The organism is Sphaerisporangium sp. NPDC005289 (genome assembly GCF_040607455.1).
GTDB lineage: Bacteria > Actinomycetota > Actinomycetes > Streptosporangiales > Streptosporangiaceae > Sphaerisporangium > Sphaerisporangium rhizosphaerae.
In genome coordinates, this window is record NZ_JBEXGS010000033.1 from 25,481 (window position 1) to 49,748 (window position 24,268).

Genomic DNA, 24,268 nt, shown 5'->3' on the forward strand with positions numbered 1-24,268 from the left:
GCCGGGCGGAAGATCGGGTGTCCGGCGGGGGGCTTTCCGTTCGGGTGCTCGTCATGCCCCGGACCTGCCAGGCGTAGCGTTGCCAAGGTGAGCCCGCCCGCCTGCGGCCTCGGACCGCGCGGCCGCGGGCCCTGGCCGTGACCGGCGAAGGGAGCATTCGATGACCGCCAAGACCTCCCACGTGACGGACGTGGCACGCGAGGCGCATCGGCTGATCGTGGACGTCGGGATGCCCTTCGAGGAGTTCAGGCTGAGATACGAGCGGGCGGTTCCCCCCTTCGACGCGCCGGTGTACGAGCGGCTCGTGGCGGAGGGAGCCGGCTGGCCCGCCGTGCGGGCCGCCGCCGACCGGAACGCGTCACACGGCTTCGTGATCTTCTGGAGCCTCGACAACGGGGCGCTTCTGCGGGGTTCGGGCGAGTGGTGGCGCAGCGTGCAGTACCTCATGGGCAACGCGGCCATCGCCGAGGGGATGTTCCGCCATGATCCGGCGGTGATGCTCTACGCGCCGCTGCGAACCACGATCTACGAGTACCCCGCGGGGGTGACGCACTTCGCGATCGAGCAGCCGAGCGCGCAGTTCGCTCAGTTCGGGCATCCGGAGATCACCGCGGTCGGCGCCGAACTGGACGAAAAGCTCGCACGTCTGCTCCGCCACCTCCGCGTCCCGGTGCCCGACCGTCTCCTGCACGACGCCCGCCCCTGAAACCCTGACACCCGAGGCGTCCCTGCCGGTCCGCCGGCTCCCGGCCGAGTGGCGGCGGGAGGGATGAGGCGGAAAGCGGAAAGCGGAGGCACAAATCTTCCGCTTACTCGTGAGTAATGTCAATTATCGACATTTGTCAGAAAGCTCCTTACTGTGCACCCGTTGGCACCCCCCACCGAGGAGCACGCATGAGACCCCCCGGACGCCGATCGATCCCCGCCGCCAACCGCCTGCTGGCCGCCGCCCTGTTGGCCCTGGGTTCCCTGCTGGCGCTCACCGCCGCCCCGGCGAGCGCCGCCCCGCCGGGCGCCCCGGCCGAGCCCGCCCTGGCCGCCGCGTTCGCCCGCGCCGCCGCCGCCCACGACGTCCCCCGCGACCTGCTGGTCGCCCTGGCCTACGCCGAGACCCACCTGGACGGGCACGCGGGCAAGCCCAGCGCCAGCGGCGGCTACGGCGTGATGCACCTGGTCAGCAACCCCACCACCCACACCCTGGAGCGGGCCGCCGAGCTCACCGGCCGTCCGGCGGCCGCACTGCGCTCCGACACCGCCGCCAACATCGACGGCGCCGCCGCGCTGCTGCGCTCCTACGCCGAGGAGGCCGGCCTGGACGAGACGGCTCGCAAGGACGCCGGCCGCTGGTACCCCACCGTGGCCAGGTACGGCAACGCCACCACCCCTGAGGTGGCTCGGCTGTACGCCGACACGGTGTACGAACTGCTCGGCCGGGGACTCCGCGCGGCCGGTGTGAGCATCGCCCCGCGCGAGGTCACCGCCGACCGCGGCGCTTACGCCCGCACCCTGGACCTCAACGCCCAGGCCGCCGCCGCGCCCGACTACCCGAGCGGCACCTGGGTGGCGGCCAGTTCCAGCAACTACACCGCCTCCAGCCGCCCGTCGGCCTACGCCATCGACCGGGTGGTCATCCACATCACCCAGGGCTCCTACGCCGGCACGATCTCCTGGTTCCAGAACCCCAGCGCCCAGGTGTCGGCGCACTACGTCGTGCGCTCCTCCGACGGCGCGGTCACCCAGATGGTGCGCGAGAAGGACATCGCCTGGCACGCCGGCAACTGGAGCTACAACACCCGCTCGATCGGCATCGAGCACGAGGGCTACGTCACCGACGCCTCCTGGTACACCGACGCGATGTACCGGGGCTCGGCGGCGCTGACCCGCTACATCTGCGACAAGTACGGCATCCCCAAGGACCGGGCGCACATCATCGGCCACTCGGAGGTGCCCGGCGCCACCCACACCGACCCCGGCCCGTACTGGGACTGGAACAAGTACATGGGATACGTCACCGGAGGCGCCACCACCTGGTCGGCCACCGTGGACAACGCCACCGCCGGCGCGTTCACCGCCAGCGCCAACTGGGGCGTGTCGACCTACTCCTCCCAGCGTTACGGCGCCGACTACCGCTACGCCGGCCCGCTGTCGGCCAGTGACCCGGCCTGGTACCAGGCGAGCATCCCCAGCGCCGGGACCTACCGGGTGGAGGTCTGGTATCCCGCTGACCCCGGTTACAACAGTTCCGCGCCGTACATCGTCGCCGCCTCCGGCGGCAACCAGACGGTGTACGTCGACCAGCGCTCCGGTGGCGGCGGGTGGCGCTCGATCGGCACCTTCTCCCTCAACGCGGGCACCTACAACGTGGTCGCGGTGAGCCGCTGGACCGGCGGCACCGGCTACGTCGTCGCCGACGCGGTGCGCATCAGCCGCTGACCACCCGCGGTCCTCGACGGCCGCCGACGGCCGCGGCCTGTCGCGACTCCCCGGCGACGACCGCGAGCGGCGACGACCCGCGACCGGCGACGACCGCGACGGCCCGGCACGTGCCGGGCCCTGCCCGCCCGGGCCCCGCCCGCTCCGCCGGTCCGGAGCGGGCGGCGGGTCATCACAGCTCGGCGCGGTAGGCCTCCAGCCGGTCGGCCAGTTCCTCGGGCCGGCTGAGGGCGATGCCGTGGCCGCCGTCGATCTCGTCGGGGACGATGCCGAGGCGCTCGCCGACGACCCGGCGCATGAACTCCGCCGGGAAGAAGCGGTCGTCGCGGCACAGCAGGAACCGGGTCGGCACCGCCGGCCACGCGCGCAGCGGCCAGGGTTCCAGGAACGGCGTGGCCGACTGCGCGCGGCGCCGGGCGAGCGCCCGCGCCGCCAACTCGGGCGGCACGTCGTGCAGGAACAGGGCGATGTCGTCATCGGGCGCCCTGCCGTCGCGTTCGTCCTGTTCGCGCCTGGCCCGCTCCCAGCCGGTGGCGGCCCACCACCGCCCGGGCGTCTCCCCCGGCGCGGGGATCATCGCCGTCACCAGCACCAGCAGGTCGACCGGCACCCGCTCGCACACCAGGGCCGCGGTGAACCCGCCCAGGGACTGCGCGACCACCACCAGGCCGGTGCGTGCGCCGATGGCATCGACCACCGTGTCGGCGTACCGGTCCAGTCCGGCCGAATCGTCGTCGCAGGGCAGGTCGGGGGCGACCACGTCGTGGCCGCGGGCACGCAGCTCCGCCGTCACCAGATGCCAGTACCAGGAGCCGGACCCGGCGCCCGGGATCAGCACATACGTCGTCATACCGCCCCGTCCCCGTGACCGCCGTCCCGGCGACCGGTCGCGGCCCTCACCGCCGGCCCCGGCGCTCGAAGTCCCGCATGCTGATGCCGCCCGGCAGCCGGGTCTGGAAGTCCAGCACCCCGGCCCAGGCGGGCCGCACCGCGATGCGGACCATCGTGACCCCGGAGTGGTCGAGCGCCGCCAACTGGGCGGCGGCCTGCTCCTGCCCGCCGTAGCGGCGCAGGGCGAGCGCGTACTCCGGGACGACGCCCTCCACGTCGGTGACCCGCGCCCGTCCGCGGATCAGCAGCGCCTCGGGCGGGGTGGAGGCGACGTCGATGGTGATCGCGACGTCGGGCCTGGCCCGCAGGGCGCCGACCTTGGCGCCGCCGAACGTCGACAGCACGATCTCGGCGCCCGTCCAGTGGAACAGCATCGGGAACACCCGCGGCGTTCCGTCCGCCGCGACATAGGCCACCCGGGCCGGTTCACGGGAGGCAAGCAGGCGCCGCGCCACCTCGCTGTCCAGCAGGCCGAGATCCCCCTGCGGCAGCGCCATCACATCTTCGCGGTTCTCGATCGCCATCGGTGCCCTCTCATCGCCGGCCGCGCGTGCCGCGACCGTCCGTTGTTGAGACGGCACGGCGCCCGCGAAGGAATCGCCCCCGGGTGGCGGCGGTCACGAACGGCGCACCAGAGGACCGCGGGTGCGGGATGCGGAGAGCAGAGGGGGGTCAGGGCAGCGTAGGGGGGAGATGGAAGGCGGGGAACAGGCGCGCCTCGAAGACGGTGATCTCGGCGATCATCCCGTCCTCGACCCGTAGCACGTTGAGCGCCTGGGCGCGGTACTCCCCGGCTCCCACCGGCCGGGCGTACACCGCCACCGCGGGCTGCCGGTTCGCCCGGGCCGGCAGGCCGCGCCACCGCGCCCCACGCAGCGGCGAGCCGAGCCCGAAGGCGTCGGCGGCGAAGCGGGCCACCGCCGCGCGGCCGTGGAACCAGAACGGCAGCGGGGGCATCGTCATCCGCACGTCCTCGCTGAGCAGCCGCGCGAACGCGGCGCTGTCGCCGCGTTCGTGGGCGTCCATGAAGCGCCGCAGCAGCGCCCGCTCCTGCGCGGTCGCCGGCGCCGACGGCGCCCACTGCTCTCGCCGCCGGGGAAGGCGGGCCCGCACGGCCGGCCGCGCCCGCTGCAGGGCGCTCTTCACCGAGGCGACGCTCGTCTCCAGCGCCGCGGCGGTCTCACCGGCCGGCCAGCCGAGCACGTCCCGCAGGATCAGCACCGCGCGCTGGCGGGGCGGCAGGTGCTGGATGGCGACCAGGAAGGCCAGCTCCACGCTCTCCCTGCCGAACGCGGCGGCCTCCGGGCCCGTCTCCCCGGGGGCCACCGGCTCCAGCAGCCGGTCCGGATAGGGCTGCAGCCACCGGATCTCGGCCGGTGGGGTCCGGGACGTCTCGCCGGCCTGCCCGGCCTGCCCGTCGGCTCGCGGGAGGGGACGGCGCGGGTGCCGCTCCAGGAAGTCCAGGCAGGCGTTGGTGGCGATGCGGTAGAGCCAGGCGCGGACGCTGGAGCGGCCCTGGAAGCCCTCGCGGGAGCGCCAGGCCCGCAGGAACGTCTCCTGCACCAGGTCTTCGGACTCCTCCAACGAGCCGAGCATGCGGTAGCAGTGCGCCTGCAGCTCGCGCCGGTGCCGCTCGGTCAGAGCGCCGAACGCCGCCTCGTCGCTTCCCTTGACCGCCTCGACGGCCGCCGCCCGGCGCGCCGCCTCCGGCCCCTCCCCTTCGCCCCGCGGCCCGGCAGGGCCCGTGCGCGCGCCGGCGCCCGTCCCGGCCGGGGGATTCCCGCCGGCCGGCGGGACGGCGTCGGCGAGGTAGCGGTGCAGGGAGGTCTTCGGGATGCCCGTCTCGGCCGCGATCTGGGACAGGGAGTCGCCCTGGGCCTTCAGCCGCCGGGCCTGCTCGATCTTGCCGGCCGGGTGGGCGACGGGCCGGCCGACGCGCCGCCCGGCCGATCCGGCGGCGGCGCGGGCGTGGGCGGCGCGCTCGGCGGCGAAGGTGCGGTCCATGTCGGCCAGCAGCGCGAGCAGCAGGCGGACGGTGCGGCCCTCGCCCTCGCCGGCGGTGTCGACGGGCAGCGGGCCGGCCAGCGTCCGCACCCCGATGCCGCGCTCGGACAGCTCCCCCACCAGGGTCAGCACCTCGCGCAGGTTGCGGCCGATGCGGTCCAGGGTGTGCACGACGATCGTGTCACCGGCGCGCGCCCCGGCCAGCAACCGCTCCAAGCCGTCACGCGCCCCGCCGCCGCCGGTCCGTCCGCCGGTCCGTCCGCCGGTCCCGCCGTCGGTGTGGACGCGTTCGGCGGGAATGCCCGCGGCGCGCAACGCCTCAAGCTGCCGCTCCAGGGACCGCTTGGTCGCGGACGCGCGCGCGTAGCCGTACTCGACCCGGCCGCCCCCGGAGTGCGCGGCACCGCTTCCCATGAGGCGAGCGTACCGAAATCCATCCCCGCACGCCGTTCTGGAACAGGCGTGCCGGAACGGACGTCCGACGGGAACGCCGACCGCTCGGCAGGCCCCGGCCGGCAGCGCCGGAGCGCCGCGGGTACGCTCGCCGTCTCGTCACCTCTGCGTGGGATGGCCGCTGCTCAGGCGAGATCAGGTGGCGGGCTCGCCGAACCAGCGGGAGAGGTGATCGTCCAGATCCCGCTGGTCGTCGCCGATCCAGGCGACGTGGCCGTCGGGGCGTAGCAGGACGCACGGAGCATCCAGTGCCGCGGTCGGGTCGGCGAGGTGGTCGACCCGGTCCGACCAGCCGCCGACGCTCAGGCGTTCGGTGCGGTCCAGCAGCAGCCCGCGGCCGCGGTGCAGCAGATCGTAGAGGCGGCCCTGTTTCACCTCGATGTCGCGCAGGCGGCGGCCGAGCAGGTCGGGGCCCTCGCCGAAGTCGTAGCGGACGCCGATCGCGGTGATCTTCTCGATCAGGTGGCGGTTCACCTCGTCGAAGTCCATCAGCTCGGTGAGCAGCCTGCGCACGGCCTGCGCGCCCGGTTCGGTGGAATGCAGTTCCATCTGGGCGCGGGTGTTGTCCAGCACGTCCTCGGCGACCGGGTGGCGCTCGGCGTGGTAGGTGTCCAGCAGTGTTTCCGGCGCCCAGCCGCGGATCTGTGCGGCCAGTTTCCAGCCGAGGTTGAACGCGTCCTGAACGCCCAGGTTGAGGCCCTGCCCGCCGGTGGGTGGATGGATGTGCGCCGCGTCGCCGGCCAGCAGCACCCGCCCGACCCGATAACGTTCGGCCAGCCGGGTGGCATCCCCGAAGCGGGACATCCAGCGCGGAGAGTGCACGCCGAAATCGGTTCCGGCGATGGCGCGCAGCTGTCGCCTGAAATCCTCGAGAGTGGGCGGTTGCGTGCGATCGCTGACTCCCGCGGCAAGAACGACGACGCTGTAGACCCCTTCGCCGAAGGGCCTGAGCCAGAACCGCTGATGGGTCTGGGCGATTTCAGCCACCTTGGCGGTGATCTCCTCCTGCGGCACGCCCACTCGCATCTCGCCCATCAGCGTCTCGGTGCGTGAGGGCTCGCCGGGGAAGCCGACGCCGAGCCGCTTGCGCACCGTACTGCGCGCGCCGTCACAGCCGACGAGGTAGCGCGCACGCAGCTGTTCCCCGCCTGCCGGCTCGACGGTCACGCCCTGGTCGTCCTGCTCGAAACCGGCCACCGCGCAGCCGCGCCGGACCTGCGCGCCCAGCTCGATCGCGTGTTCTTCGAGCAGGTGGTTGATGACCGGCTGCGGGATGCCCAGCAGGTAGGCGTGCGCCGAATCCAGGCCCTTGGGCGCGGGCTTGTTGATGGCGGCGAAGAATCCGCCGGCGGGACGCTGTCTGCCGTGCGGGCGAATGCGCTCCAGCAGTCCGCGCATCGCCATCAGCTCGATACTGCGGATATGCAGACCGACGATGCGGACGAACGAGACCGGTTCGGTGTCCTTCTCCAGAACCAGGACCCGCACATCGTGCAGCCGCAGTTCGGCGGCCAGCATCGCGCCGGTCGGCCCGCAGCCGGCGATGATCACGTCGAACATGAGGGGCGCGCGATCGGCGCCGGAGCCCGGTGACCAGGAAACCGCGGGGACCTCGCCCGCGGGCGAGCCGCGCTCGGCGCTGTGGTTCGACGGCGGCTCGGCGGTGAACTGAGAAAAGCTCATGGTGTTGCCTTTCGGGAGTGCCTTGTCGGCGAGGCGCTCCCGGCGACACCTACCTCGATCGCCCGGCCGTGAGGGGAAGGGGGAGCACCCACATTGATACGGCGTTCATGGGGCTCACCTCCTTGGGCGGTGTCACGGTCGAGTGCAAGCTACAAGCCCGGGCGTCATCGCGTCCAACCCTTTTCCCGGCCCCGTGGTCACGGCGCCGAAAGGGGGGCCGCGCGGTCGCGTGGCAGAATCCGGCGTGGCGGCCCGGCAGATACCGGCCACGGTCGACGGTTCGACTCTGACCGCCCCGAGGCGGCGGGGTCTTCGATGCCCGCCGCCGCCCGGCGAGGGCAAGGCGACTGCGACTGCGGAGAAGTGGGCCGTCCGCGGCGAACGTCAATGAAGGAAAGGGGAGTGCCCGCGCCTTTCCACTCTCAACGTATAGCGCACCGGGGGGCTTGCGGCAAGACCCCGGGCATGCCGCACAATGGCGGGCCGAAGCCGGAACCTGCGAAAACGGGGAGTCGCGTAGTGGGGGTGTCGTTGTCGACGCATGGGTTCGCCGGGGGGACGTCGAGCCGCCGGTGGCGTTCGCGGTGCGGTCGCGGGAGTCGGGCGCGCGGGTACGGGGGTGCGCGCCGCCGTGGAAGGACATGAGCCGGCGGCCGCCACGGGGCTCGGCGCCAAGCCGAGCGCCGTCCGCCATGGCCGCCCCTTGAGGTCACATCGGCCCGTACGCCGCGCCGCGCAATGGTCGCCCGGCGACCTTCAGATCGGAGCTTCACCGTGAACCCCTTGACCACCAGCGCGTTCGACCTTCCCGGCCACCTCGCGGCCAAGGCCGACCCGGCGCTGATCGCCCGCGACGAGCGGCACTTCGCGGACATCGCCCGCACCCTCGAGCAGTCGATCGCCGAGCTGTCCGAACGCCTCGACACCGAGCGCAGGTCCCCCGGCGGCCTCGGCCGGCAGGCGCTGGACCGCGACCTGGAGATCCACCGGCTGACCGCGCGCCTGCGCGCGCTGCGCCGCTTCGGCCTGGACCTGTGCCTTGGGCACATCGTCGGCGCCGACGACCCCGAGCCGGTGTACATCGGACGGCTCGGGCTCACCGACCGCGAGGGCCGCCGGCTGCTGCTGGACTGGCGCTCCCCCGCGGCCGAGCCGTTCTTCGGAGCGACTCACGCCAACCCCATGGGTCTGGCCAGCCGCCGCAGATACCGCTGGACCCGCGGCCGCATCAGTGACTACTGGGACGAGGTGTTCACCTCCGAGGGGTTCGACGGGCACGCCGCGCTCGACGACCAGTCCGCCTTCATCGCCAGCCTTGGCGCCGACCGGTCGGCGCGCATGCGCGATGTGCTGGGCACCATCCAGGCCGACCAGGACGCCATCATCCGCGCCGGGTCCAGCGGCGCCCTGGTCGTCGACGGCGGCCCGGGAACCGGCAAGACCGTCGTCGCGCTGCACCGTTCGGCCTACCTGCTCTACTCCGACCCTCGCCTGGGTCACCGCCGGGGCGGGGTGCTGTTCGTCGGCCCGCACCAGCCCTACCTGGCCTACGTCGCCGACGTCCTGCCCAGCCTCGGCGAGGAGGGCGTGCAGACCTGCACCCTGCGCGACCTGGTCGCCGAGGGGGCCGCGGCGGCGGCCGAGACCGATCCGCAGGTGGCCCTGCTGAAGTCGTCGGCGCGGCTGCTGCAGGCGATCGAGCCGGCCGTCAGGTTCTACGAGAACCCGCCCGCCGCGGGGATGACGGTCACGACCCCCTGGTCGGACATCTGGCTGAGCGCCGAGGACTGGGCCGAGGCGTTCGAGGCGCCCGACCCCGGCACCCCGCACAACCAGGCGCGCGACCAGATCTGGGACCGCCTGCTCACCATCCTGGTCGACAAGCACGAGGAGGAGACTCCGGCCGATCTGCTCCGCAGATCCCTCACCCGCGACAGGGAGCTGCTGACGGCCTTCAACCGCGCCTGGCCGCTGATCGAAGCGGCCGACCTGGTCGGAGACCTGTGGACGGTGCCCGCCTACCTGCGCAAATGCGCTCCCTGGCTCAGCATCGAGGAGGTGCGGCGGCTGCAGCGCGACGAGGCCCAGGCATGGACGGCGTCCGACCTTCCGCTCCTGGACGCGGCGCGGCAGCGGCTGGGCGACCCGGAGGCCTCACGGCGCAGGCGCCGGCATGAGGCCGCGGTCGCCGCCGAACGCGCGCGCATGGCGCAGGTCGTCGACAATCTGCTCGAAGCCGACGACGACGGCGAAGGCGCGGTGACGATGCTCCGCGGCCAGGACCTCCAAGACAGCCTGGTCGACCCGACGGCGCCGCCTGGCAGTGACCCCGACCTGCTCGCCGGCCCGTTCGCGCACATCGTGGTGGACGAGGCGCAGGAACTCACCGACGCGGAGTGGCAGATGTTGCTGCTGCGCTGCCCTTCACGCAGCTTCACCATCGTCGGGGACCGCGCGCAGGCCAGGCACGGGTTCACCGAGTCCTGGCAGGAGCGGCTGCGGCGCATCGGCCTGGACCGGATCACCCTGGCCTCGCTGAGCGTGAACTACCGCACGCCGGAAGAGGTCATGGCGCAGGCCGAGCCGGTGATCCGGGCGGTGCTCCCGGACGCCAACGTGCCGGTCTCCATCCGCGGCAGTGGTGTCCCCGTCGTGCACGGGTCCGCCCGCGACCTGGATGCCATCCTCGGTGCCTGGCTCGCCGCGCACGCCGAAGGCATCGCCTGCGTGATCGGCGATCCCACTTTCCAGGCCACGGGCCGCGTCCGCTCGCTGCCCCCGGAACTGGCCAAGGGGCTGGAGTTCGACCTGGTCGTCCTCATCGATCCCGAAAACTTCGGCGAAGGCGTCCAAGGGGCGGTCGACCGCTATGTCGCGATGACCCGCGCGACCCGGCAACTGGTCATCCTCACCCACCCCTGACAGCGGCCAGCCCTTCACCGAACCGGTGCGGGATGCCCGCGCCGCCCCTCGACAGAGCAGGCCTGTCCTCTGGGCTCGCTGGCCCCGCCAAAGGCATCGGTCACGGGACCGTCAGCGGGCGGACGGCCCGCGGCGCGGCGGGCGGCGCCCGCGTCGGACCGCCTCGGCGGTGCCCCCGGACACGTCGGGCAGGCCGGGCTCCCCGGGCTTTCCGGGTCTGCCGGTCCTGCCGGTCCTGGCGGTGCCTGCGGGGGCGGCGGTGATCGGCCAGTGGGAGGGGCGGGCCAGCGGGGACGGCAGCCGGGTGGCGCCGTCGCCCCTGGCGGCGTTGAGCTGGGGCCGGGTGAGGAACAGGCAGCCGGTCAGGTCGGCGCCGCCGAGATCGGCGCCCCGCAGATCGGCGCCGATCAGGTCCGCCAGCCGCAGATCGGCGCCGCGCAGGTCGGCGCCGATGAGGTAGGCCCCGCGCAGGTCGGCCGCCCGCAGGTCGGCCCCGCGCAAAGACGCGCCGATCAGGTCGGCCCCCCGGCGGTCCTTGCCGCGGCGCCCGGCGCTCGCGCGCACCAGTTCGCTCGCGCGGGCCAGCAGCGGGCGGATCTTCTGGCGCCGCTCCTCCACGTCCAGCTCCGCCAGGGTCTCGGCGGGCCGGGCCGTGAGCCTTTCCAGGTCGGCAAGGGCCAGGCGGACCTCGTCGTGCACGGGGACGGCCCGGGGATGTCCCAGCGCCTGGGTGAGGTACCACATCAGCTCGTGCAGCCGCTGCATGACCGGGAAGACCGCGAACATCCGCTCGGCGTCGCCCGGGTCGGCCCGCCAGTCACGTCCGGCGAAGGTGAGCTGGGAGACCTTCTGCCCGGCGCCGAAGCAGTCATAGGCGACGCAGCCCGGGTAGCCGCTGTCGGCGAGCCGGTCGTGGATTCCGCACCCGAAGTCCGGCCGCAGGTTGGCGCACGGCCGGCCTGCCTGCTTGCCGGCCGCGAAGTCCGCCGACGCCGAGAAGGGCAGTGCGACGCAGCACAGTCCGAAACAGCTGCCGCAGTCGCCCTGGAGCAGGGCGAGCGGGCCGCCGTCCACCACTGGGCGGGGGGTGTGTTCTCGTCTGTCGGACACCGTGCGTGTTCTCCTCGTGCGCCGCCGTCACCGCCTTCCGGTACGGCGCTCCCAGGGTACGTCGAACCCGTCCCCGCACCGTCGAGCGCGGTCCCCGCGCGACCGGTCAGTGGTGGCCCGTCAGTGCAGGGGCCGGTGTGGTCAGTGGCCGGGGGCCAGGCCGGTCAGATCCAGGTCGCTCAGGCGGTCGGGGTCGGCCAGGATGTCGATGGCGGCGATCCGCCCGCCGGAGACGGTGAAGCTCAGCACCGACGCCGGACGTCCCTGGACGACGCTGACGACCCCGGCCGTGCCGTTGACCATGGCGGGCAGGATGGTGGCCGTGCCGCCCGACAGCCGGTGGAAGGTGAGGGCCTGCCCGGCGACCGCCTCGGCGCCGCGGACGACGCGCAGCCCGCCGGAGGCCGCGCCGGTGTCGACGCGCAGCACCACGTCGGGGTCCAGGGTGGACAGCAGCGTGGCGAAGTCGCCCTCGTGCGCGGCCGCCAGGAACGCCTCCACCAGCTTGCGCCGGCGCACCGGGTCGTGGTCGGGGACGGGGGTGGCCCCCTGAACCCGGCGGCGGGCGCGGCTGGCAAGCTGCCGGGTCGCCGCCGGCGAGCGGCCCACGATCTCGGCGATCTCCTCGAACGGCACGGCGAACATGTCGTGCAACACGAACGCCAGCCGCTCGGCCGGTCCGAGCGATTCGAGCACCACCAGCAGGGCCAGCCCGACCGCGTCGGCCACCATCACCTGCTGCTCGGGGTCCATGCCATCGGCCGCCGAGGCGACCACCGGGTCGGGCAGGCGCTCCTCCAGCGGATCCTCACGCCGCGAGGTGCGCGAGCGCAGCATGTCCAGGCACACCCGGCCGACGACCGTGGTCAGCCAGCCGCCCAGGTTCTCCACCTCGTCGCCGCCCGAGCGGGCCAGCCGCAGCCAGGCCTCCTGCACCGCGTCGTCGGCCTCGCTCAGGGAGCCCAGCATCCGGTAGGCCACCGCCTTCAGGTGGGCGCGGTGCCCCTCGAACCTGCTCGCCAGCCACTGGTCCTGCTCCATCGGTCACATCCTCTGGTCACGTCCCGTCATGGCTATGACGAACCGGACCGCCCGGGTGTGACGCACCAGCGCGAACCGGTGACCGGCCCGCGCGGTCCCGGCGAGGAGCGGCGGCCACGGTGAAGCGGCCGCCGCGAACGCCCGCACGGGCCCGGACCGGGGACGACAGATGCCGGTCGATCGCTCCAGGTCGAGCGGTGCCGGTCAATCAGAGGCCGGTCAATCAGAGGCCGGTCAGTCGGTGCCGGACTCCATCGCGGCGTGGTCGAGCAGTTCCTCGTCGCTGGGCACCTCGCCGCGCGAGGCGATCGCCTCGGCGCCGCCCTCGGACATCGAGCCGATCAGCTCGGTCGGGGCCGCCTGCGTGGCGCCGATCAACGTCGGGTGCTGGCTGCCGACCATGCCCAGCTGGGCGTACTGCTCGAGCTTGGCGCGCGAGTCGGCGATGTCGAGGTTGCGCATGGTCAGCTGCCCGATGCGGTCGACCGGCCCGAACGCGGAGTCCTCGACCCGCTCCATGGACAGCTTGTCGGGGTGGTAGCTGAACGCCGGCCCGGAGGTGTCCAGGATGGAGTAGTCCTCGCCGCGCCGCAGCCGCAGGGTGACCTGGCCGGTGACGGCCATTCCCACCCAGCGCTGCAGCGACTCGCGCAGCATCAGCGACTGCGGGTCCAGCCAGCGGCCCTCGTACAGCAGCCGGCCGAGCTTCCGGCCTTCGGTGTGGTAGCTGGCGAGGGTGTCCTCGTTGTGGATCGCGTTGACCAGCCGCTCGTAGGCCGCGTGCAGCAGCGCCATGCCCGGCGCCTCGTAGATGCCCCGGCTCTTGGCCTCGATCACCCGGTTCTCGATCTGGTCGGACATGCCCAGGCCGTGCCGGCCGCCGATGGCGTTGGCCTCCAGCACCAGGTCGACGGCGGAGGCGAACTCCTTGCCGTTGATCGTCACCGGCCGGCCCTGCTCGAAGCCGATGGTGACGTCCTCGGCGGCGATGTCGACGGCGGGGTCCCAGAACCGCACGCCCATGATCGGGTCGACGATCTCGATGCCGGCGTCCAGGTGCTCCAGCGCCTTGGCCTCGTGGGTCGCGCCCCAGATGTTGGCGTCGGTGGAGTAGGCCTTCTCCGTGCTGTCCCGGTAGGGCAGGCCACGGGCCAGCAGCCACTCCGACATCTCCTTGCGGCCGCCGAGCTCGCTGACGAAGTCGGCGTCCAGCCACGGCTTGTAGATGCGCAGGGAGGGGTTGGTGAGCAGGCCGTAGCGGTAGAACCGCTCGATGTCGTTGCCCTTGAACGTGGAGCCGTCGCCCCAGATCTGCACGTCGTCCTCGAGCATCGCGCGCACCAGCAGGGTGCCGGTGACGGCGCGCCCTAGCGGGGTGGTGTTGAAGTAGGTGCGGCCACCGGTGCGGACGTGGAAGGCCCCGCAGGACAGGGCGGCGAGCCCTTCCTCCACCAGGGCCGCCCGGCAGTCGACCAGGCGGGCGATCTCGGCGCCGAACGCCGTGGCGCGCCCGGGCACCGAGGCGATGTCGGGCTCGTCGTACTGGCCGATGTCAGCGGTGTAGGTGCAGGGAACCGCACCTTTCTCGCGCATCCACGCGACCGCTACGGAGGTGTCGAGGCCGCCGGAGAAGGCGATCCCGACACGTTCGCCGACAGGAAGGGAGGTGAGAACCTTGGACACGAGCAGAAGTATATACACACCAGTGCATGACCATGCAAAGCCTTCGGTCTGTGTCCCCTCCCCGGTCCTGCTCGCCACGGCTCCTGCTCGCGTCCGCTCGGGTCCTGTTCGGGGGTGCGGGCAGGGGGTCGAGAACACACCCACGAGATCGTGCGCTGAGCGTCCGGGGCTGTCTGTGACGGCTTGACCTGGAGTTATCACCCGCCGACACCTTCGTGGATCGGTTTGCCGATCTTTCTCCGGAGGGTGTCGTGGCGGTCGAGTTCCCGGCCGATGAGCTTCGGACCGAGGAATGCACGCCTATTTCGTCAGGGCAACTTGACGTCAGGGTGGCTTGACGCGAGACTCGGAGGCATGTCGACCCCTGACGACCTTGAACGCCATTTCACGCTGCTGACCGCGGTCGCCCGCTATGAGGCGTTGAGGACGCGCGACGCCCTCGCGGCCGCAGATGACGACGATGGTGTGACCGACGCGGTGCCGCTGACAGGTGAGGAGACCCTGGAGATGCTCGCGCTGAGCGAGGTGATCGCACGTAAGGCCGTCTACGGCCGCCAGCTGTCGGTCCGCTCCGCACGCCGGGCCAGGGCATCGTGGGCCCAGATCGGCGCCGCGCTGGGCACCAGCAAGCAGGCGGCCTGGGAGACCCATAACCGGTGGATCGATGAGCAGGCCAAGCGAGACCACAGCCCGGGGCATTGGGGCTGGGACGACGACGACGTCGCGGCCGCACGAGCCCTGGCGGGCGAGCCGGACGAAGAGGACCAGGCATGACCGTGGAAGCGCACGCGCTGGTCCGTCCCTTCGAGCTCGACGTTCCGCACGCGGCCCTGGACGGCCTGGCCGCGCGCCGCGACGCCACCCGGTGGCCGGACGAGGCCACCGTTCCCGGCCGGCCGCAGGGCGTTCCGCCGGCGTATCCGAAGGAACCGGCCGCGTACTGGCGCACCGTCCCCCGCCCCGGCGGGGGCTACCGCCCGGCGTCCTCGGGGTACCAGCGCAGCTCGACGGTGTTGCCGTCGGGGTCCCGCACGTAGATCGCCTGCGCGTCTCCGCGCGCGCCGAACCGGCGGACCGGCCCCTCCAGCACGGTGAGGACGCCGGATTCGATCACCTGCCGCCAGTCCACCGGATCCACGACAAGGCAGATGTGGTCCACGTTGGACTCGCCCCGCGGGCGTTCCACCAGGTCGATGATGGTGCCGGCGTCGACCCGCACCGACGGGAAGGGCGCCTGGCCCGCCCGCCACGCGGCGACCCGTTCCTGTGCGAGCCCGAGCGTTCCCGAGTAGAACTCCAGTGCCCGCTCGGCATCGCTCACGTTGAGCACCAGGTGATCGAAGCCCGTCACGCGCATCGGCGATCTCCTTTTCTGGACGTGCTGATGGGTGGTTCACGGCTGGAGGGATCCGGTCTGTTCGCCGGCGGCCGGCGCGTCGCGGGGCACGGCGGGTGAGATCCGCCGGCGGGCGCCGAGCGTGAGCAGCGCCGCGGCCGCCGTCAGCGCCACGCCGAACCAGACGACGCTCGCCACACCCAGATGATCGGCCAGCAGCCCGCCGAAGAGCGCCCCGAGCGCGATGGAGGTGTTGTAGGCCATGGTGTTGAGCGACATCGCCGCCTCGAAGGCCTCGGGCGCGGCGGCCTGCGTCATGGTGAGCTGGCACAGCTGGACCACGCCGAAGCAGACTCCCCAGGCGATCAGCGAGATGACCGCACCGGCCCGCCAGTGACCGATCGTGAGCAGCGACAGCAGGGACGCCACAAGACCCGCGCAGCCGGCGATGAACCAGCCCCGGGGGTTCCTGCTCACCACGTGTCCGGCCAGGAGGTTCCCGGCCGCGCCTCCGGCGCCGTAGAGCATCAGCACCACGGTGACGAACAGCGGCGTGGCGGAGGCGCCGTCCTCCAGGTAGGGGCGCACGAAGGTGTAGGCGCCGAAATGGCCGAGCACGAACAGCACGACGGTGCACAGCACCAGGCGCAGCGGCGCGTTCCCGACCGGGAGCGCGAAGACCTCCCGCACCGAGACCGCGTTCGCCGAGGGCAGCGACGGGACCATGGCGAGGACCGCGGCCAGCACCAGCGCGCCCAGGCCGGCCCAGATGAGGAACGTGGTGCGCCAGCCGGTGAGGCTCTCCAGGGCCGTACCCAGCGGTACGCCCACGACCGTCGCGACCGAGATGCCGGACATCACCACCGCGGCCGCCCTGCTCGCGTGGCGTCCGGGAACAAGGCGCATCGCCATGCTCACGCCGATGGCCCAGAACACGCCGTTGGCGAATCCCATGATCAGCCGGGTCGCCAGGACCAGGGGATAGTTCGGCGCGATGGCGGTGACCAGGTTCCCCAGCGTCATTATCGCCAGGAGGACCGACAGCATGACCCGCCGGTTGACGCGCCTGGTGCCCGCCACGATGAAGGGGACGCCCAGGCCGGCCGAGACGCCGTACAGGGTGACCATCAGCCCGGCGACCCCCACCGATATGCCGAGGCCGGCGCTCACCGGAGTGAGCAGGCCGACGGGCATCAACTCGGTGGTGAGAAAGACGAACAGGCTGGCCGTGATCGCCGAGACCCCCAGCCATGATCTCAGGGCCGGATACCGGCCTCCCGCGTGTACGGCCGTCTTCTTCAGTGTCACCATCATGCGTTCAAGGGTGCTCGACCATCGACCGATGAGTCCAACACATACTTGTCATCGTGATCGATCGCGATCCATCATGGATGGATGGAGCTGCAGCAGCTGAGGTACGTTCTCGCGGTCGCCGAGACCCGCAACTTCACCCGGGCGGCCGAGCGCTGCCGGGTCGTGCAGTCGGCCCTCAGTCATCAGATCGCCGCTCTGGAACGGGAACTGGGCGCCCGGCTGTTCGAGCGCACCAGCCGCCGCGTGCGGCTGACACCGGCCGGAGAGGCGTTCCTGCCCGCTGCCCGCGAGTGCCTGGAGGCCGCGGACCGCGCGCGGTCGCACGTCGCGGCCGCCGGCGGGGAGATCCGCGGGCGGCTCGCCGTCGGCGCCATTCCCACGGTGACCGCCGTCGACCTGCCGGCCGCCCTGAAGGACTACCGCCGGCGCCATCCGCGGGTGCGCATCACCCTCACCTCGGCGGGGAGCGACGACCTGATCAAAGGTGTCCGCCAAGGCCGCGTCGACGTCGCCTTCCTCGGCCTGCCGCCCCACACCGAACCGAAGGGCGTCCAAGGCCGCCGGCTCGGCGCGGGAGAACTGGTCGCCGTGGTCGCGCCCGACCACCACCGGGCGGAGCAGGAGGTGGACCTGTTGAGCCTGGCGGAGGAGCCGTTCATCGACTTCCGCGCCGGCGCGGCCGGGCGGGCACAGTCCGACCAGGCCTTCGCGGCCGCGGGGGTGCGGCGCGAGGTGCCCTTCGAGGTGTCCTCCGCCGACTTCATGGTCGAACTGGTACGGCAGGGCCTCGGCGTCGGCATGCTCCCGGCCGCCTACGCCTCGCGCTTCCCCGACCTGCGCCTCATCCGCCTGCGCGACGCCCCCACCCGAATGGAGCACCTCATCTGGGACAACCGGCCCTCCCCGGCGGCCACGGCCTTCCTGGAGCTGATCCAACAGAGGACCTGACGCGGCACCTGACCGCACCCGGCATCGCCGACATCCGCCCACACCTCGGCGCGTTGCCTCCTCATCATCACCGCACTCGATGACCGGCCGTTTTCCTGCTATGCCTCACGCACGCGCTCCAGGACATGCTCGGCCCAGACGTCAGGCGCCTCCAGCGGGCTGAAGTGCCCGGCGTTCTCCAACAGGTGCAGCGTGTGGTCACTGTAGAAGTCGGACAGGTTGTCGCTCCATTCCTGCGGGAACAGCGGGTCCTTGTCGGGCCAGAGAATGGTGATGTGCGTGGAGAACCTGTCCGCGAGATCCGGCTTCTGCTCGTTGGCGTAATAGGTGATGGGGTTCCCCTCCGGGAACCGGAACCACATGATGCCGGCCACGAAAGCGCCCGGGGCGGAGTGGTTCTCGGTCAGATGGTCCAGCAGTTGGCCCACGACGTCGGAGCCGGGAGCCGACCAGTTCACCAGGCTCTCCCTCAGCGCCGCGCGCACGGCATCGGGCCTGCCGTCGATGAGGTCCTCTACCAGCCTCGTCTTGTAGAGGATCGCGTGGAGGAAGGCGTTGACCGCCTTCTCCTCCAGGATCCGACGGCCGACCCCGAGCGCCGGCGGCGCGATCACCACAGATCTGACGAGGTCGGGGCGCTTCACCGCGATCGTCTAAACGGTGAAGCTGCCGATGTCGTATCCGCACAACACCGCGTCGCTGACGCCGAGTTCGTCGATCAGGGCGATGACGCCGTCCACCTGCCCGGACAGGGCGTAGGCGTTGCCCACGTCCTTCAGGTGCTTGTCCGACCTGCCGAAGCCCCTCAGGTCGGGGACGACGACGTCGGCGAAGGGCGTCAGCAGGGGCAGCAGCTTGGAGTACTCCTTGTTGTCGCCCGGACTGCCGTGTACCAGGACCACCGGCGGCCCTTCTCCGGAACGCAGGTAGTGCAGGCGGAAACCATCGGTCGGCCTGGAGAACGGCATGGTCTGACCCCCGAATTCGTGCGGCCGTACCGGCCCGGGTGGACCGCGGCTCGTTCGCGCCGCCCGCCCGGCCCCAGAGCAAGCGCTCCAACGCTACCTACGAGACGGTTGACCAGCGCCGAAAACACGCCTTGGCCTTCATTCCCCTGTTTCACCCTTCACCGATACGTTGCCGAGCCCACGACAGCTATGGCGACGGCGTCCCGCTCACCGACGGCGTCAAAGGCGCGCACGTGCTCGGGGCCGGCTCTTTCCGCCCGGCGACGGTGACCTCGACCGGGCCCTGCGGCACCGTGGCGGCCGCCGTGCACACGATCTGCTCCACGGCCAGGCGGGACAGTTCGCCGGCCGGAGTGGACAAGGTCACCACCAGGCGGCCGGCCGGTTCGGCGGTCACCGAGAACGGGCCGGCCTGCGGCGGGACGTCGCTGGTCAGTCCGTGCGCCTGTTCCCTCGCGGTCGGCCCGGCCGCCAGCAGCGCGAGGGTGTCGGCCTGGGACAGCCGGCCGCCGGGCCGCGTCACCGCGCTGACCCGGCCGTTGCTCACCAGGTAGAGGGTGACCGCCGCGATCGGCTCGACGGCTCCGCTCGGCGGGTCGCCGGCGGGGATGACGTCGCTGGGTTGCACGCCGCACCCGGCCACGGCGACCAGCGACACCAGGCCCGCGGCGAGCACGCGGCGCGGGGGCCCGGCCCTCACTCGGAGCCCCGGTCGGAGTCGGGCGCCGGGTCGGGATCGGGCGCCCGGCGTGGCAGACGCACCGTGAACACCGCGCCGCCGTCGACGGCGTTGACGACGGTCAGGTCGCCCCGGTGCAGGCGCGCGTTCTCCCGCGCGATGGCAAGACCCAGACCGCTGCCCTCGGACCTGGCCCTGGCCGCGCTGGCCTTGTAGAACCGGTCGAACACGTGCGGCAGCACCGCCTCCTCCAGCCCCGGTCCGTGGTCACGGACCTCCACGGCGATCCAGTGCGCATCGGCGGACAGCCGCAGAGACACCGGCGGCTCGCCGTGCCGCAGGGCGTTGCCGACCAGGTTGGCCAGGATGACGTCCACTCGGCGCGGGTCCAGCCGCGCCGACACCCCGGACGGGAGCTCAGAGTGCACCGACTCCGACCACCCCCGTACCCGCAGGGTGGCACGCACCAGCTCGGCCACGTCGACCTGGTTCAGCGCCAGGGCCGCCACGCCGGAGTCGAACCTGCTGATCTCGATGAGGTCGTTGACCAGCGCGGTGAGGTTGAGCGTCTCCTGGCCGACCAGCCGGGCGGCCCTGCCCGCGGGCTCGGGCAGCCCGGCCGCCTCCTCCTCCAGAACGTCGGCGACCGCGGTGAGCGCGGCCAGCGGGGTGCGCAACTCATGCGACACATCGGCCACGAACCGGCGGGCGTCGGCCTCCATCTCGCGCAACTGCGTGACGTGCCGTTCCAGCTCCGCGGCGGTGTCGTTGAACGTGCGCGCCACCTCGGCCAGCTCGTCGGAGCCGCGCACCGCGATCCTGGCCCGCAGCTCCCCCTCGCCCAGCAGGCGCGCCGCCCGGCCGAGCTCACGCACCGGGCGCAGCACGCCACGGGTGGCCAGCAACGCCAGCACCACCGCGAACGCCAGGGTCGCCCCACCGGTGCGCCAGGCCCGCGCGGCGAGCTCGTCGATGCTGCGCTGTTCGGCGAGCAGGCTGCGCGCGGCGTAGACCTCGATGCCCGACGGCCGCGCCGGCCCGTCCGGCTCGACGATCAGCAACGGCGTGCCGATGAGCAGCACGGGCGCGCCCCGCCACACCACGCGTTGCCAGGCGACGTCACCGCCGGCCACCGCCCGCCGCAGTGGCGGTGGAATCACCCCCGGATCCAGGATCGGCGCGTTGCCCTCCGGCCTGCCCTCCGGCGGCGGACCGGGCCGCGGCGCCCTCACCCCGGAGTCCGACAGCGGCGCGTCTCCCACCGGCCCCAGCCGCCCCGGCAGCGGCACGACCGGCGAGCGCACCTGGTGGTACACGGCGACCGCGGAACTGTACTGGTCGGTCACCGCGCGGGCGATCTCGCCGAGCTCGGCCGGGCCTGGCGCCGGGTTCCGCAACGGGAACAGCGCCTGCAGGCGGCTCGTCATGACCTGCACCGCGGCATCCTGGGTCCGCTGGAGGATGTCGTTGCGAGCCTGGACGTAGATCCCGCCGGCCACCGCCGCCGCGGTCACCACACACAGCAGCGCGAAGGCGAACAGCAGCCGGGCACGCAGCCCCAAGGTCGGTCGAGGTGCCACCGGCGGCTCACACCGGCCCGAACCGGTACCCGAACCCACGCACCGTCTGCACGTAGACCGGCGCCGCCGAGTCGTCCTCGATCTTCGCGCGCAACCGCTGCACGCACGCGTCCACCAGACGCGAGTCGCCGAAATACCCGTGCTCCCACACCGACTCCAGCAACTGCTGGCGGCTGTGCACCCGGCCCGGCGTGCCCGACAGCTCCAGCAGCAGGCGCAGTTCGGTCGGGGCGAGACTGACCGGCACGCCGCGGTTGGTGACCACCAGCCCGGCCCGGTCGATGGTCAGCTCCCCGTGCCGCTCCAGCTCCGCCTGGTCGCGGCCCATCCGCCGCAGCACCGCGCGGATGCGCGCCTCCAGCACCCTGGGCTGCACCGGCTTGACCACGTAGTCGTCCGCCCCCGCCTCCAGCCCGGCCACCACGTCCATGTCGTCGCCGCGCGCGGTCAGCATGATGATCGGCACCTCCCCGGCGGCCCGGATGCGGCGGCAGACCTCGAACCCGTCCATGCCGGGAAGCATCAGATCGAGCACGACGGCGTCGGGAAGGTCGGTGCGCAGCCGGTCCAGCCCCTGCTCGCCGGACTCCACCGCCCGCACCCGGTGCCCGTGCCGGGTCAGGGCCAGTTCAAGGCCCTCCCGCACGGCCGGGTCATCCTCGATCAACAGCACTCGCGACACCCCGCCGAGTTTCACCGCACGCTCCGTAACTCGCCCGCCGGTCAACTCCATCCACTCTCGACCGGCCGTGTCCCCGCCTCGTCCGCGCCGTGTCATGGTCGTGTCACCGTCGCGCCGACGGCGGCCGCCGTCGACCAACCATGACATTCGGCGCACAACGCGGGCACATTCGGCGCCAATCGTAGTCGTCCATGAACCAACCACACACGATCCCCCCTCGGCCCCGGGACCGGCTGTTCGCCGTGGTCACGCTGGTGCTCGCCGCGCTGCTGCTACCCGCGGCGTTCGCCCGCCGGCCCGGCCGCGCCCGCGAACTGGCCTGCCGCTGGGCGTTGAGCATGCGGTTCCCCGCCGAGGATCTCACCGGCCTCACCGACGGCGCCATGGCCGCGTTCACCGCGGCGCGCACCGAGGCGCTCTGGCGTCACGGCCAGATCATCGGCCTCACCTCCGGATACCGCGACCCCCTCGTCCAGCAACGGATGTTCGACGAACAGGTGCGCCGCTGCGGCTCCCACCCCTCGCCGCGAACACTCGTGCTCCCACCGGCGCAATCACCCCACGTCAAAGGCATCGCGCTGGACGTGCGCCCCCACGAAGGCGCGCGCTGGCTGGAGCGGCACGGCGCCCGCTACGATCTGTACCGCATCTACGACAACGAGTGGTGGCACTTCGAGCACCGCCCCGAATGCGGCGGCATTCCGCCCCGACGACACCCCCACCCCGGCGCCGGCCACATCGACGACGAGCGGATATAGCAGCCGGCCCAGTGCCATTCGGGTACCTCGACAGGCTCGCGCCCGAAACCCCGGAAAGAGATCCGGCGGGCACGACCGGCCCGCGCTGATCATGGACGCTCCGGATCGTCCGGCCGGAGGGCACGGCGCGGCGGCCGGGGCTCACACCGCCGAGGGGGCCCGCGGAGTCGTCTCACGGGCGCGACCGACCAGCGCCCTGGCGTACACGCGCGGCGGCGTCACAGGGCGCGCGGACGGAACCGGAGACGGCGCGGTCGCCGACCAGTCCCCCGGGCGGCCGTCAAGGTCGGGCCGGAAGGGATGCTCCAGCCGGGTGACCTCCAGGACGCGTTGCAGGATGCCCCGGACGCCCACCAGTCGCAGCGAACCACCGGCGCCCGCCGTCCGCTCACTCGCCGCGATCATGGCCTCCAGTCCGGTCGAGTCACAAAAGCGCAGGTCAGTGACGTCCAGCGCCAGGTGCGCGTGTCCGCGGCCGATCAGATCCTTGGCGCTCGCGACCAGGATGTCCGCCGTGGCCAGGTCGAGTTCCCCCGCCAGCACCAGGAGGACGACGGGTGGCCGGTAGGCGATGGACACCTCGAATTGTGCGGCCATCTGTGCCCTTTCATCCGATTCGGGATGTAGGTACGAACGCTACCCGTCCCAGGTCAACCGGCCGGTAACGTCGCCGACCCGCCAACGCCCCGGAATGGTCGAGAATCCCTCATCAACACCAGACCGCCGTCAAAAGTGCAAAGCCCCCAACTTGACAGCCCCACCTGCCCCACCCTTCAAGCGCCCTGGGCCCAAGACCGCCGCACCACCGCCCCGGACGCCAACCCGCACCACCGCCCCGGCCGCGCCACCCCGGAGACCACCCCGGCACTCGGACCGCGCCGTACCCCCCTACCCAGGGGCCCCGCACCGCGCGGCACCCCTGGGATCACGCGGCGCCCCGTCGCCGCACCACGGCCTCACCCGGCGGCCCGCACCGCCCCGCCGTCCGGGTCACGCACCTCGCCACCCCGCGAATCACGCAGCACCCGTACCGCCAGCGCGGTCAACCACGCCATCCCGACCACCAGCGTCAGGCGCTGCAAGAGCCCGCCCACCGCCACCAGCCCGGGATCCTGCGCGAACGCCTTGGACGCCAGCACGAACCCCACCAGGAACACCACCGCCGACGCGGCGCTGTAGACGGCGAACCACCGATGCCCCGATTTGGCGAACCGGTAACAGGCCACCAGAGCCGCCACCGGCAACCCCAGGAACACCGGAGTCCCGAACACACCGTGCAACGTCCCGTGGATCGTCGCCGCCGCGCCCTGCGGCACCGCGGGCGTCCCCGGCGGATATCCACTCCACGGATCGGTGGTGAACAGCGCCGAACCCACCAGACCCAATCCGGCCAGCGCGACCAGCAACGGCACCCATAGGCCGCCCCCGTAGAGCCGCATCGCCGGCCGCAGGGCGAACGCGAACACCAGCAACGACAGACCCACCATCAGGAAGTCCGCCACCTGGATCCACCCCAGTTCGCCGATGGCCAGCGAACTCACCGGATGCCGCAGCGCGCTGTACCCCTCAGGGCGGAGCACCGACCCCTCCAGCAGCCACACCGCCACGAACAGCGGCGGCCCGACCACTCCGAACGCCACCAGCTCCGGCCGAACCGCCCCACCGGAACGCCGCGCACTCGCACCGGACTCACCAAGAGCCATCCCGTCGCTCCAATCGTCGGCCTGACCCGGAATTGCAACGTACGGCCAACACGATCGAAGCGCCAGATGCTCGATCGACC

Annotated in this window: 23 protein-coding genes; 7 read left to right on the forward strand and 16 right to left on the reverse strand. The window is 72.5% G+C overall.

The window, feature by feature from the left end:
- The first annotated feature begins 160 nt into the window (after nucleotides 1-160).
- Both ABZT47_RS36770 and ABZT47_RS36775 read left to right on the forward strand, forming a co-directional pair.
- Nucleotides 161-706, forward strand: a complete 546-nt coding sequence (locus ABZT47_RS36770) for a DUF302 domain-containing protein (RefSeq protein WP_354852594.1) — start codon at nucleotides 161-163, stop codon at nucleotides 704-706.
- Between the two features lie 188 nt (nucleotides 707-894).
- Entirely contained in the window at nucleotides 895-2,433 is a 1,539-nt protein-coding gene (locus tag ABZT47_RS36775) for an N-acetylmuramoyl-L-alanine amidase (RefSeq protein WP_354852596.1), read from the forward strand.
- 172 nt (nucleotides 2,434-2,605) lie between these two features.
- Here the strand turns inward: ABZT47_RS36775 and ABZT47_RS36780 are convergent, their stop codons facing one another.
- The 4 genes from ABZT47_RS36780 to rox all read right to left on the reverse strand — a co-directional run bounded on the left by ABZT47_RS36780 (nucleotide 2,606) and on the right by rox (nucleotide 7,341).
- On the reverse strand, nucleotides 2,606-3,283 hold the full coding sequence (locus ABZT47_RS36780) for an alpha/beta hydrolase (protein WP_354852598.1): 678 nt from the start codon (nucleotides 3,281-3,283) through the stop codon (nucleotides 2,606-2,608).
- Nucleotides 3,284-3,329: 46 nt separating this feature from the next.
- Nucleotides 3,330-3,848 carry a pyridoxamine 5'-phosphate oxidase family protein gene (locus ABZT47_RS36785; RefSeq protein WP_354852600.1) on the reverse strand — a complete coding sequence of 173 codons (519 nt, stop codon included), beginning with the start codon at nucleotides 3,846-3,848 and terminating at the stop codon, nucleotides 3,330-3,332.
- A gap of 148 nt (nucleotides 3,849-3,996) precedes the next feature.
- Nucleotides 3,997-5,742, reverse strand: coding sequence for an RNA polymerase subunit sigma-70 (locus ABZT47_RS36790; protein WP_354852602.1), 1,746 nt, complete (start codon nucleotides 5,740-5,742; stop codon nucleotides 3,997-3,999).
- Nucleotides 5,743-5,916: 174 nt separating this feature from the next.
- Nucleotides 5,917-7,341 carry a rifampin monooxygenase gene (rox, locus tag ABZT47_RS36795; RefSeq protein WP_354852603.1) on the reverse strand — a complete coding sequence of 475 codons (1,425 nt, stop codon included), beginning with the start codon at nucleotides 7,339-7,341 and terminating at the stop codon, nucleotides 5,917-5,919.
- A gap of 897 nt (nucleotides 7,342-8,238) precedes the next feature.
- Here rox and helR point away from each other — a divergent pair.
- Entirely contained in the window at nucleotides 8,239-10,386 is a 2,148-nt protein-coding gene (gene helR, locus ABZT47_RS36800; protein WP_354852605.1) for an RNA polymerase recycling motor ATPase HelR, read from the forward strand.
- Nucleotides 10,387-10,497: 111 nt separating this feature from the next.
- Here the strand turns inward: helR and ABZT47_RS36805 are convergent, their stop codons facing one another.
- From ABZT47_RS36805 to argG, 3 genes are all read right to left on the reverse strand, one after another.
- On the reverse strand, nucleotides 10,498-11,496 hold the full coding sequence (locus tag ABZT47_RS36805; protein WP_354852606.1) for a pentapeptide repeat-containing protein: 999 nt from the start codon (nucleotides 11,494-11,496) through the stop codon (nucleotides 10,498-10,500).
- 141 nt (nucleotides 11,497-11,637) lie between these two features.
- Nucleotides 11,638-12,537 (reverse strand): RNA polymerase sigma factor SigJ, encoded by a 900-nt coding sequence (sigJ, locus tag ABZT47_RS36810; protein ID WP_354852608.1) that lies wholly within the window; start codon nucleotides 12,535-12,537, stop codon nucleotides 11,638-11,640.
- Nucleotides 12,538-12,771: 234 nt separating this feature from the next.
- Nucleotides 12,772-14,220 (reverse strand): argininosuccinate synthase, encoded by a 1,449-nt coding sequence (gene argG / locus ABZT47_RS36815; protein WP_354852610.1) that lies wholly within the window; start codon nucleotides 14,218-14,220, stop codon nucleotides 12,772-12,774.
- Between the two features lie 354 nt (nucleotides 14,221-14,574).
- Here argG and ABZT47_RS36820 point away from each other — a divergent pair, with 354 nt between their 5' ends.
- Complete coding sequence (locus ABZT47_RS36820) at nucleotides 14,575-14,994, forward strand: hypothetical protein (RefSeq protein WP_354852612.1); 420 nt, start codon at nucleotides 14,575-14,577, stop codon at nucleotides 14,992-14,994.
- Nucleotides 14,991-15,257 carry an epoxide hydrolase N-terminal domain-containing protein gene (locus tag ABZT47_RS36825; protein ID WP_354852614.1) on the forward strand — a complete coding sequence of 89 codons (267 nt, stop codon included), beginning with the start codon at nucleotides 14,991-14,993 and terminating at the stop codon, nucleotides 15,255-15,257. The genes ABZT47_RS36820 and ABZT47_RS36825 overlap by 4 nt, the downstream gene beginning before the upstream one ends.
- On the opposite strand, the gene ABZT47_RS36830 is transcribed toward ABZT47_RS36825, so the two are convergent.
- Together ABZT47_RS36830 and ABZT47_RS36835 are read right to left on the reverse strand one after the other, a co-directional pair.
- A complete protein-coding gene (locus tag ABZT47_RS36830; protein ID WP_354852615.1) occupies nucleotides 15,191-15,577 on the reverse strand; it encodes a VOC family protein in 387 nt (128 codons plus the stop codon). The genes ABZT47_RS36825 and ABZT47_RS36830 overlap by 67 nt on opposite strands.
- 36 nt (nucleotides 15,578-15,613) lie before the next feature.
- On the reverse strand, nucleotides 15,614-16,870 hold the full coding sequence (locus ABZT47_RS36835) for an MFS transporter (RefSeq protein ID WP_354852616.1): 1,257 nt from the start codon (nucleotides 16,868-16,870) through the stop codon (nucleotides 15,614-15,616).
- A gap of 81 nt (nucleotides 16,871-16,951) precedes the next feature.
- Here ABZT47_RS36835 and ABZT47_RS36840 point away from each other — a divergent pair, with 81 nt between their 5' ends.
- On the forward strand, nucleotides 16,952-17,818 hold the full coding sequence (locus ABZT47_RS36840) for a LysR family transcriptional regulator (RefSeq protein WP_354852617.1): 867 nt from the start codon (nucleotides 16,952-16,954) through the stop codon (nucleotides 17,816-17,818).
- Nucleotides 17,819-17,916: 98 nt separating this feature from the next.
- On the opposite strand, the gene ABZT47_RS36845 is transcribed toward ABZT47_RS36840, so the two are convergent.
- From ABZT47_RS36845 to ABZT47_RS36865, 5 genes are all read right to left on the reverse strand, one after another.
- Nucleotides 17,917-18,462 carry an alpha/beta hydrolase gene (locus tag ABZT47_RS36845; RefSeq protein WP_354852619.1) on the reverse strand — a complete coding sequence of 182 codons (546 nt, stop codon included), beginning with the start codon at nucleotides 18,460-18,462 and terminating at the stop codon, nucleotides 17,917-17,919.
- A 9-nt stretch (nucleotides 18,463-18,471) separates the two neighbouring features.
- Entirely contained in the window at nucleotides 18,472-18,786 is a 315-nt protein-coding gene (locus tag ABZT47_RS36850; protein ID WP_354852621.1) for an alpha/beta fold hydrolase, read from the reverse strand.
- A gap of 187 nt (nucleotides 18,787-18,973) precedes the next feature.
- Nucleotides 18,974-19,486, reverse strand: a complete 513-nt coding sequence (locus tag ABZT47_RS36855) for a hypothetical protein (RefSeq protein ID WP_354852623.1) — start codon at nucleotides 19,484-19,486, stop codon at nucleotides 18,974-18,976.
- Complete coding sequence (locus tag ABZT47_RS36860) at nucleotides 19,483-21,045, reverse strand: HAMP domain-containing sensor histidine kinase (RefSeq protein WP_354852625.1); 1,563 nt, start codon at nucleotides 21,043-21,045, stop codon at nucleotides 19,483-19,485. The genes ABZT47_RS36855 and ABZT47_RS36860 overlap by 4 nt, the downstream gene beginning before the upstream one ends.
- A 7-nt stretch (nucleotides 21,046-21,052) precedes the next feature.
- Nucleotides 21,053-21,727 (reverse strand): response regulator transcription factor, encoded by a 675-nt coding sequence (locus tag ABZT47_RS36865; RefSeq protein ID WP_354852627.1) that lies wholly within the window; start codon nucleotides 21,725-21,727, stop codon nucleotides 21,053-21,055.
- Between the two features lie 191 nt (nucleotides 21,728-21,918).
- Between ABZT47_RS36865 and vanY-N the strand changes: the two genes are divergently transcribed.
- Complete coding sequence (gene vanY-N, locus ABZT47_RS36870) at nucleotides 21,919-22,485, forward strand: D,D-peptidase/D,D-carboxypeptidase VanY-N (RefSeq protein WP_354852629.1); 567 nt, start codon at nucleotides 21,919-21,921, stop codon at nucleotides 22,483-22,485.
- A 141-nt stretch (nucleotides 22,486-22,626) separates the two neighbouring features.
- Here the strand turns inward: vanY-N and ABZT47_RS36875 are convergent, their stop codons facing one another.
- Together ABZT47_RS36875 and ABZT47_RS36880 are read right to left on the reverse strand one after the other, a co-directional pair.
- A complete protein-coding gene (locus ABZT47_RS36875; protein ID WP_354852631.1) occupies nucleotides 22,627-23,082 on the reverse strand; it encodes an STAS domain-containing protein in 456 nt (151 codons plus the stop codon).
- Between the two features lie 359 nt (nucleotides 23,083-23,441).
- Nucleotides 23,442-24,125 carry a DUF998 domain-containing protein gene (locus tag ABZT47_RS36880; RefSeq protein ID WP_354852633.1) on the reverse strand — a complete coding sequence of 228 codons (684 nt, stop codon included), beginning with the start codon at nucleotides 24,123-24,125 and terminating at the stop codon, nucleotides 23,442-23,444.
- Between the last annotated feature and the right edge of the window lie 143 nt (nucleotides 24,126-24,268).

Bases quoted from the DNA above. Each gene is read 5' to 3' on its own strand.
- ABZT47_RS36785 (WP_354852600.1), bottom strand. From the start codon at position 3,848: ATGGCGATCGAGAACCGCGAAGATGTGATGGCGCTGCCGCAGGGGGAT.
- ABZT47_RS36850 (WP_354852621.1), bottom strand. From the start codon at position 18,786: ATGCCGTTCTCCAGGCCGACCGATGGTTTCCGCCTGCACTACCTGCGT.
- ABZT47_RS36770 (WP_354852594.1), top strand. From the start codon at position 161: ATGACCGCCAAGACCTCCCACGTGACGGACGTGGCACGCGAGGCGCAT.
- ABZT47_RS36875 (WP_354852631.1), bottom strand. From the start codon at position 23,082: ATGGCCGCACAATTCGAGGTGTCCATCGCCTACCGGCCACCCGTCGTC.
- ABZT47_RS36775 (WP_354852596.1), top strand. From the start codon at position 895: ATGAGACCCCCCGGACGCCGATCGATCCCCGCCGCCAACCGCCTGCTG.
- ABZT47_RS36840 (WP_354852617.1), top strand. From the start codon at position 16,952: ATGGAGCTGCAGCAGCTGAGGTACGTTCTCGCGGTCGCCGAGACCCGC.
- ABZT47_RS36825 (WP_354852614.1), top strand. From the start codon at position 14,991: ATGACCGTGGAAGCGCACGCGCTGGTCCGTCCCTTCGAGCTCGACGTT.
- ABZT47_RS36780 (WP_354852598.1), bottom strand. From the start codon at position 3,283: ATGACGACGTATGTGCTGATCCCGGGCGCCGGGTCCGGCTCCTGGTAC.
- ABZT47_RS36790 (WP_354852602.1), bottom strand. From the start codon at position 5,742: ATGGGAAGCGGTGCCGCGCACTCCGGGGGCGGCCGGGTCGAGTACGGC.
- sigJ (WP_354852608.1), bottom strand. From the start codon at position 12,537: ATGGAGCAGGACCAGTGGCTGGCGAGCAGGTTCGAGGGGCACCGCGCC.
- ABZT47_RS36830 (WP_354852615.1), bottom strand. From the start codon at position 15,577: ATGCGCGTGACGGGCTTCGATCACCTGGTGCTCAACGTGAGCGATGCC.
- vanY-N (WP_354852629.1), top strand. From the start codon at position 21,919: ATGAACCAACCACACACGATCCCCCCTCGGCCCCGGGACCGGCTGTTC.
- rox (WP_354852603.1), bottom strand. From the start codon at position 7,341: ATGTTCGACGTGATCATCGCCGGCTGCGGGCCGACCGGCGCGATGCTG.
- ABZT47_RS36820 (WP_354852612.1), top strand. From the start codon at position 14,575: ATGTCGACCCCTGACGACCTTGAACGCCATTTCACGCTGCTGACCGCG.
- ABZT47_RS36835 (WP_354852616.1), bottom strand. From the start codon at position 16,870: ATGATGGTGACACTGAAGAAGACGGCCGTACACGCGGGAGGCCGGTAT.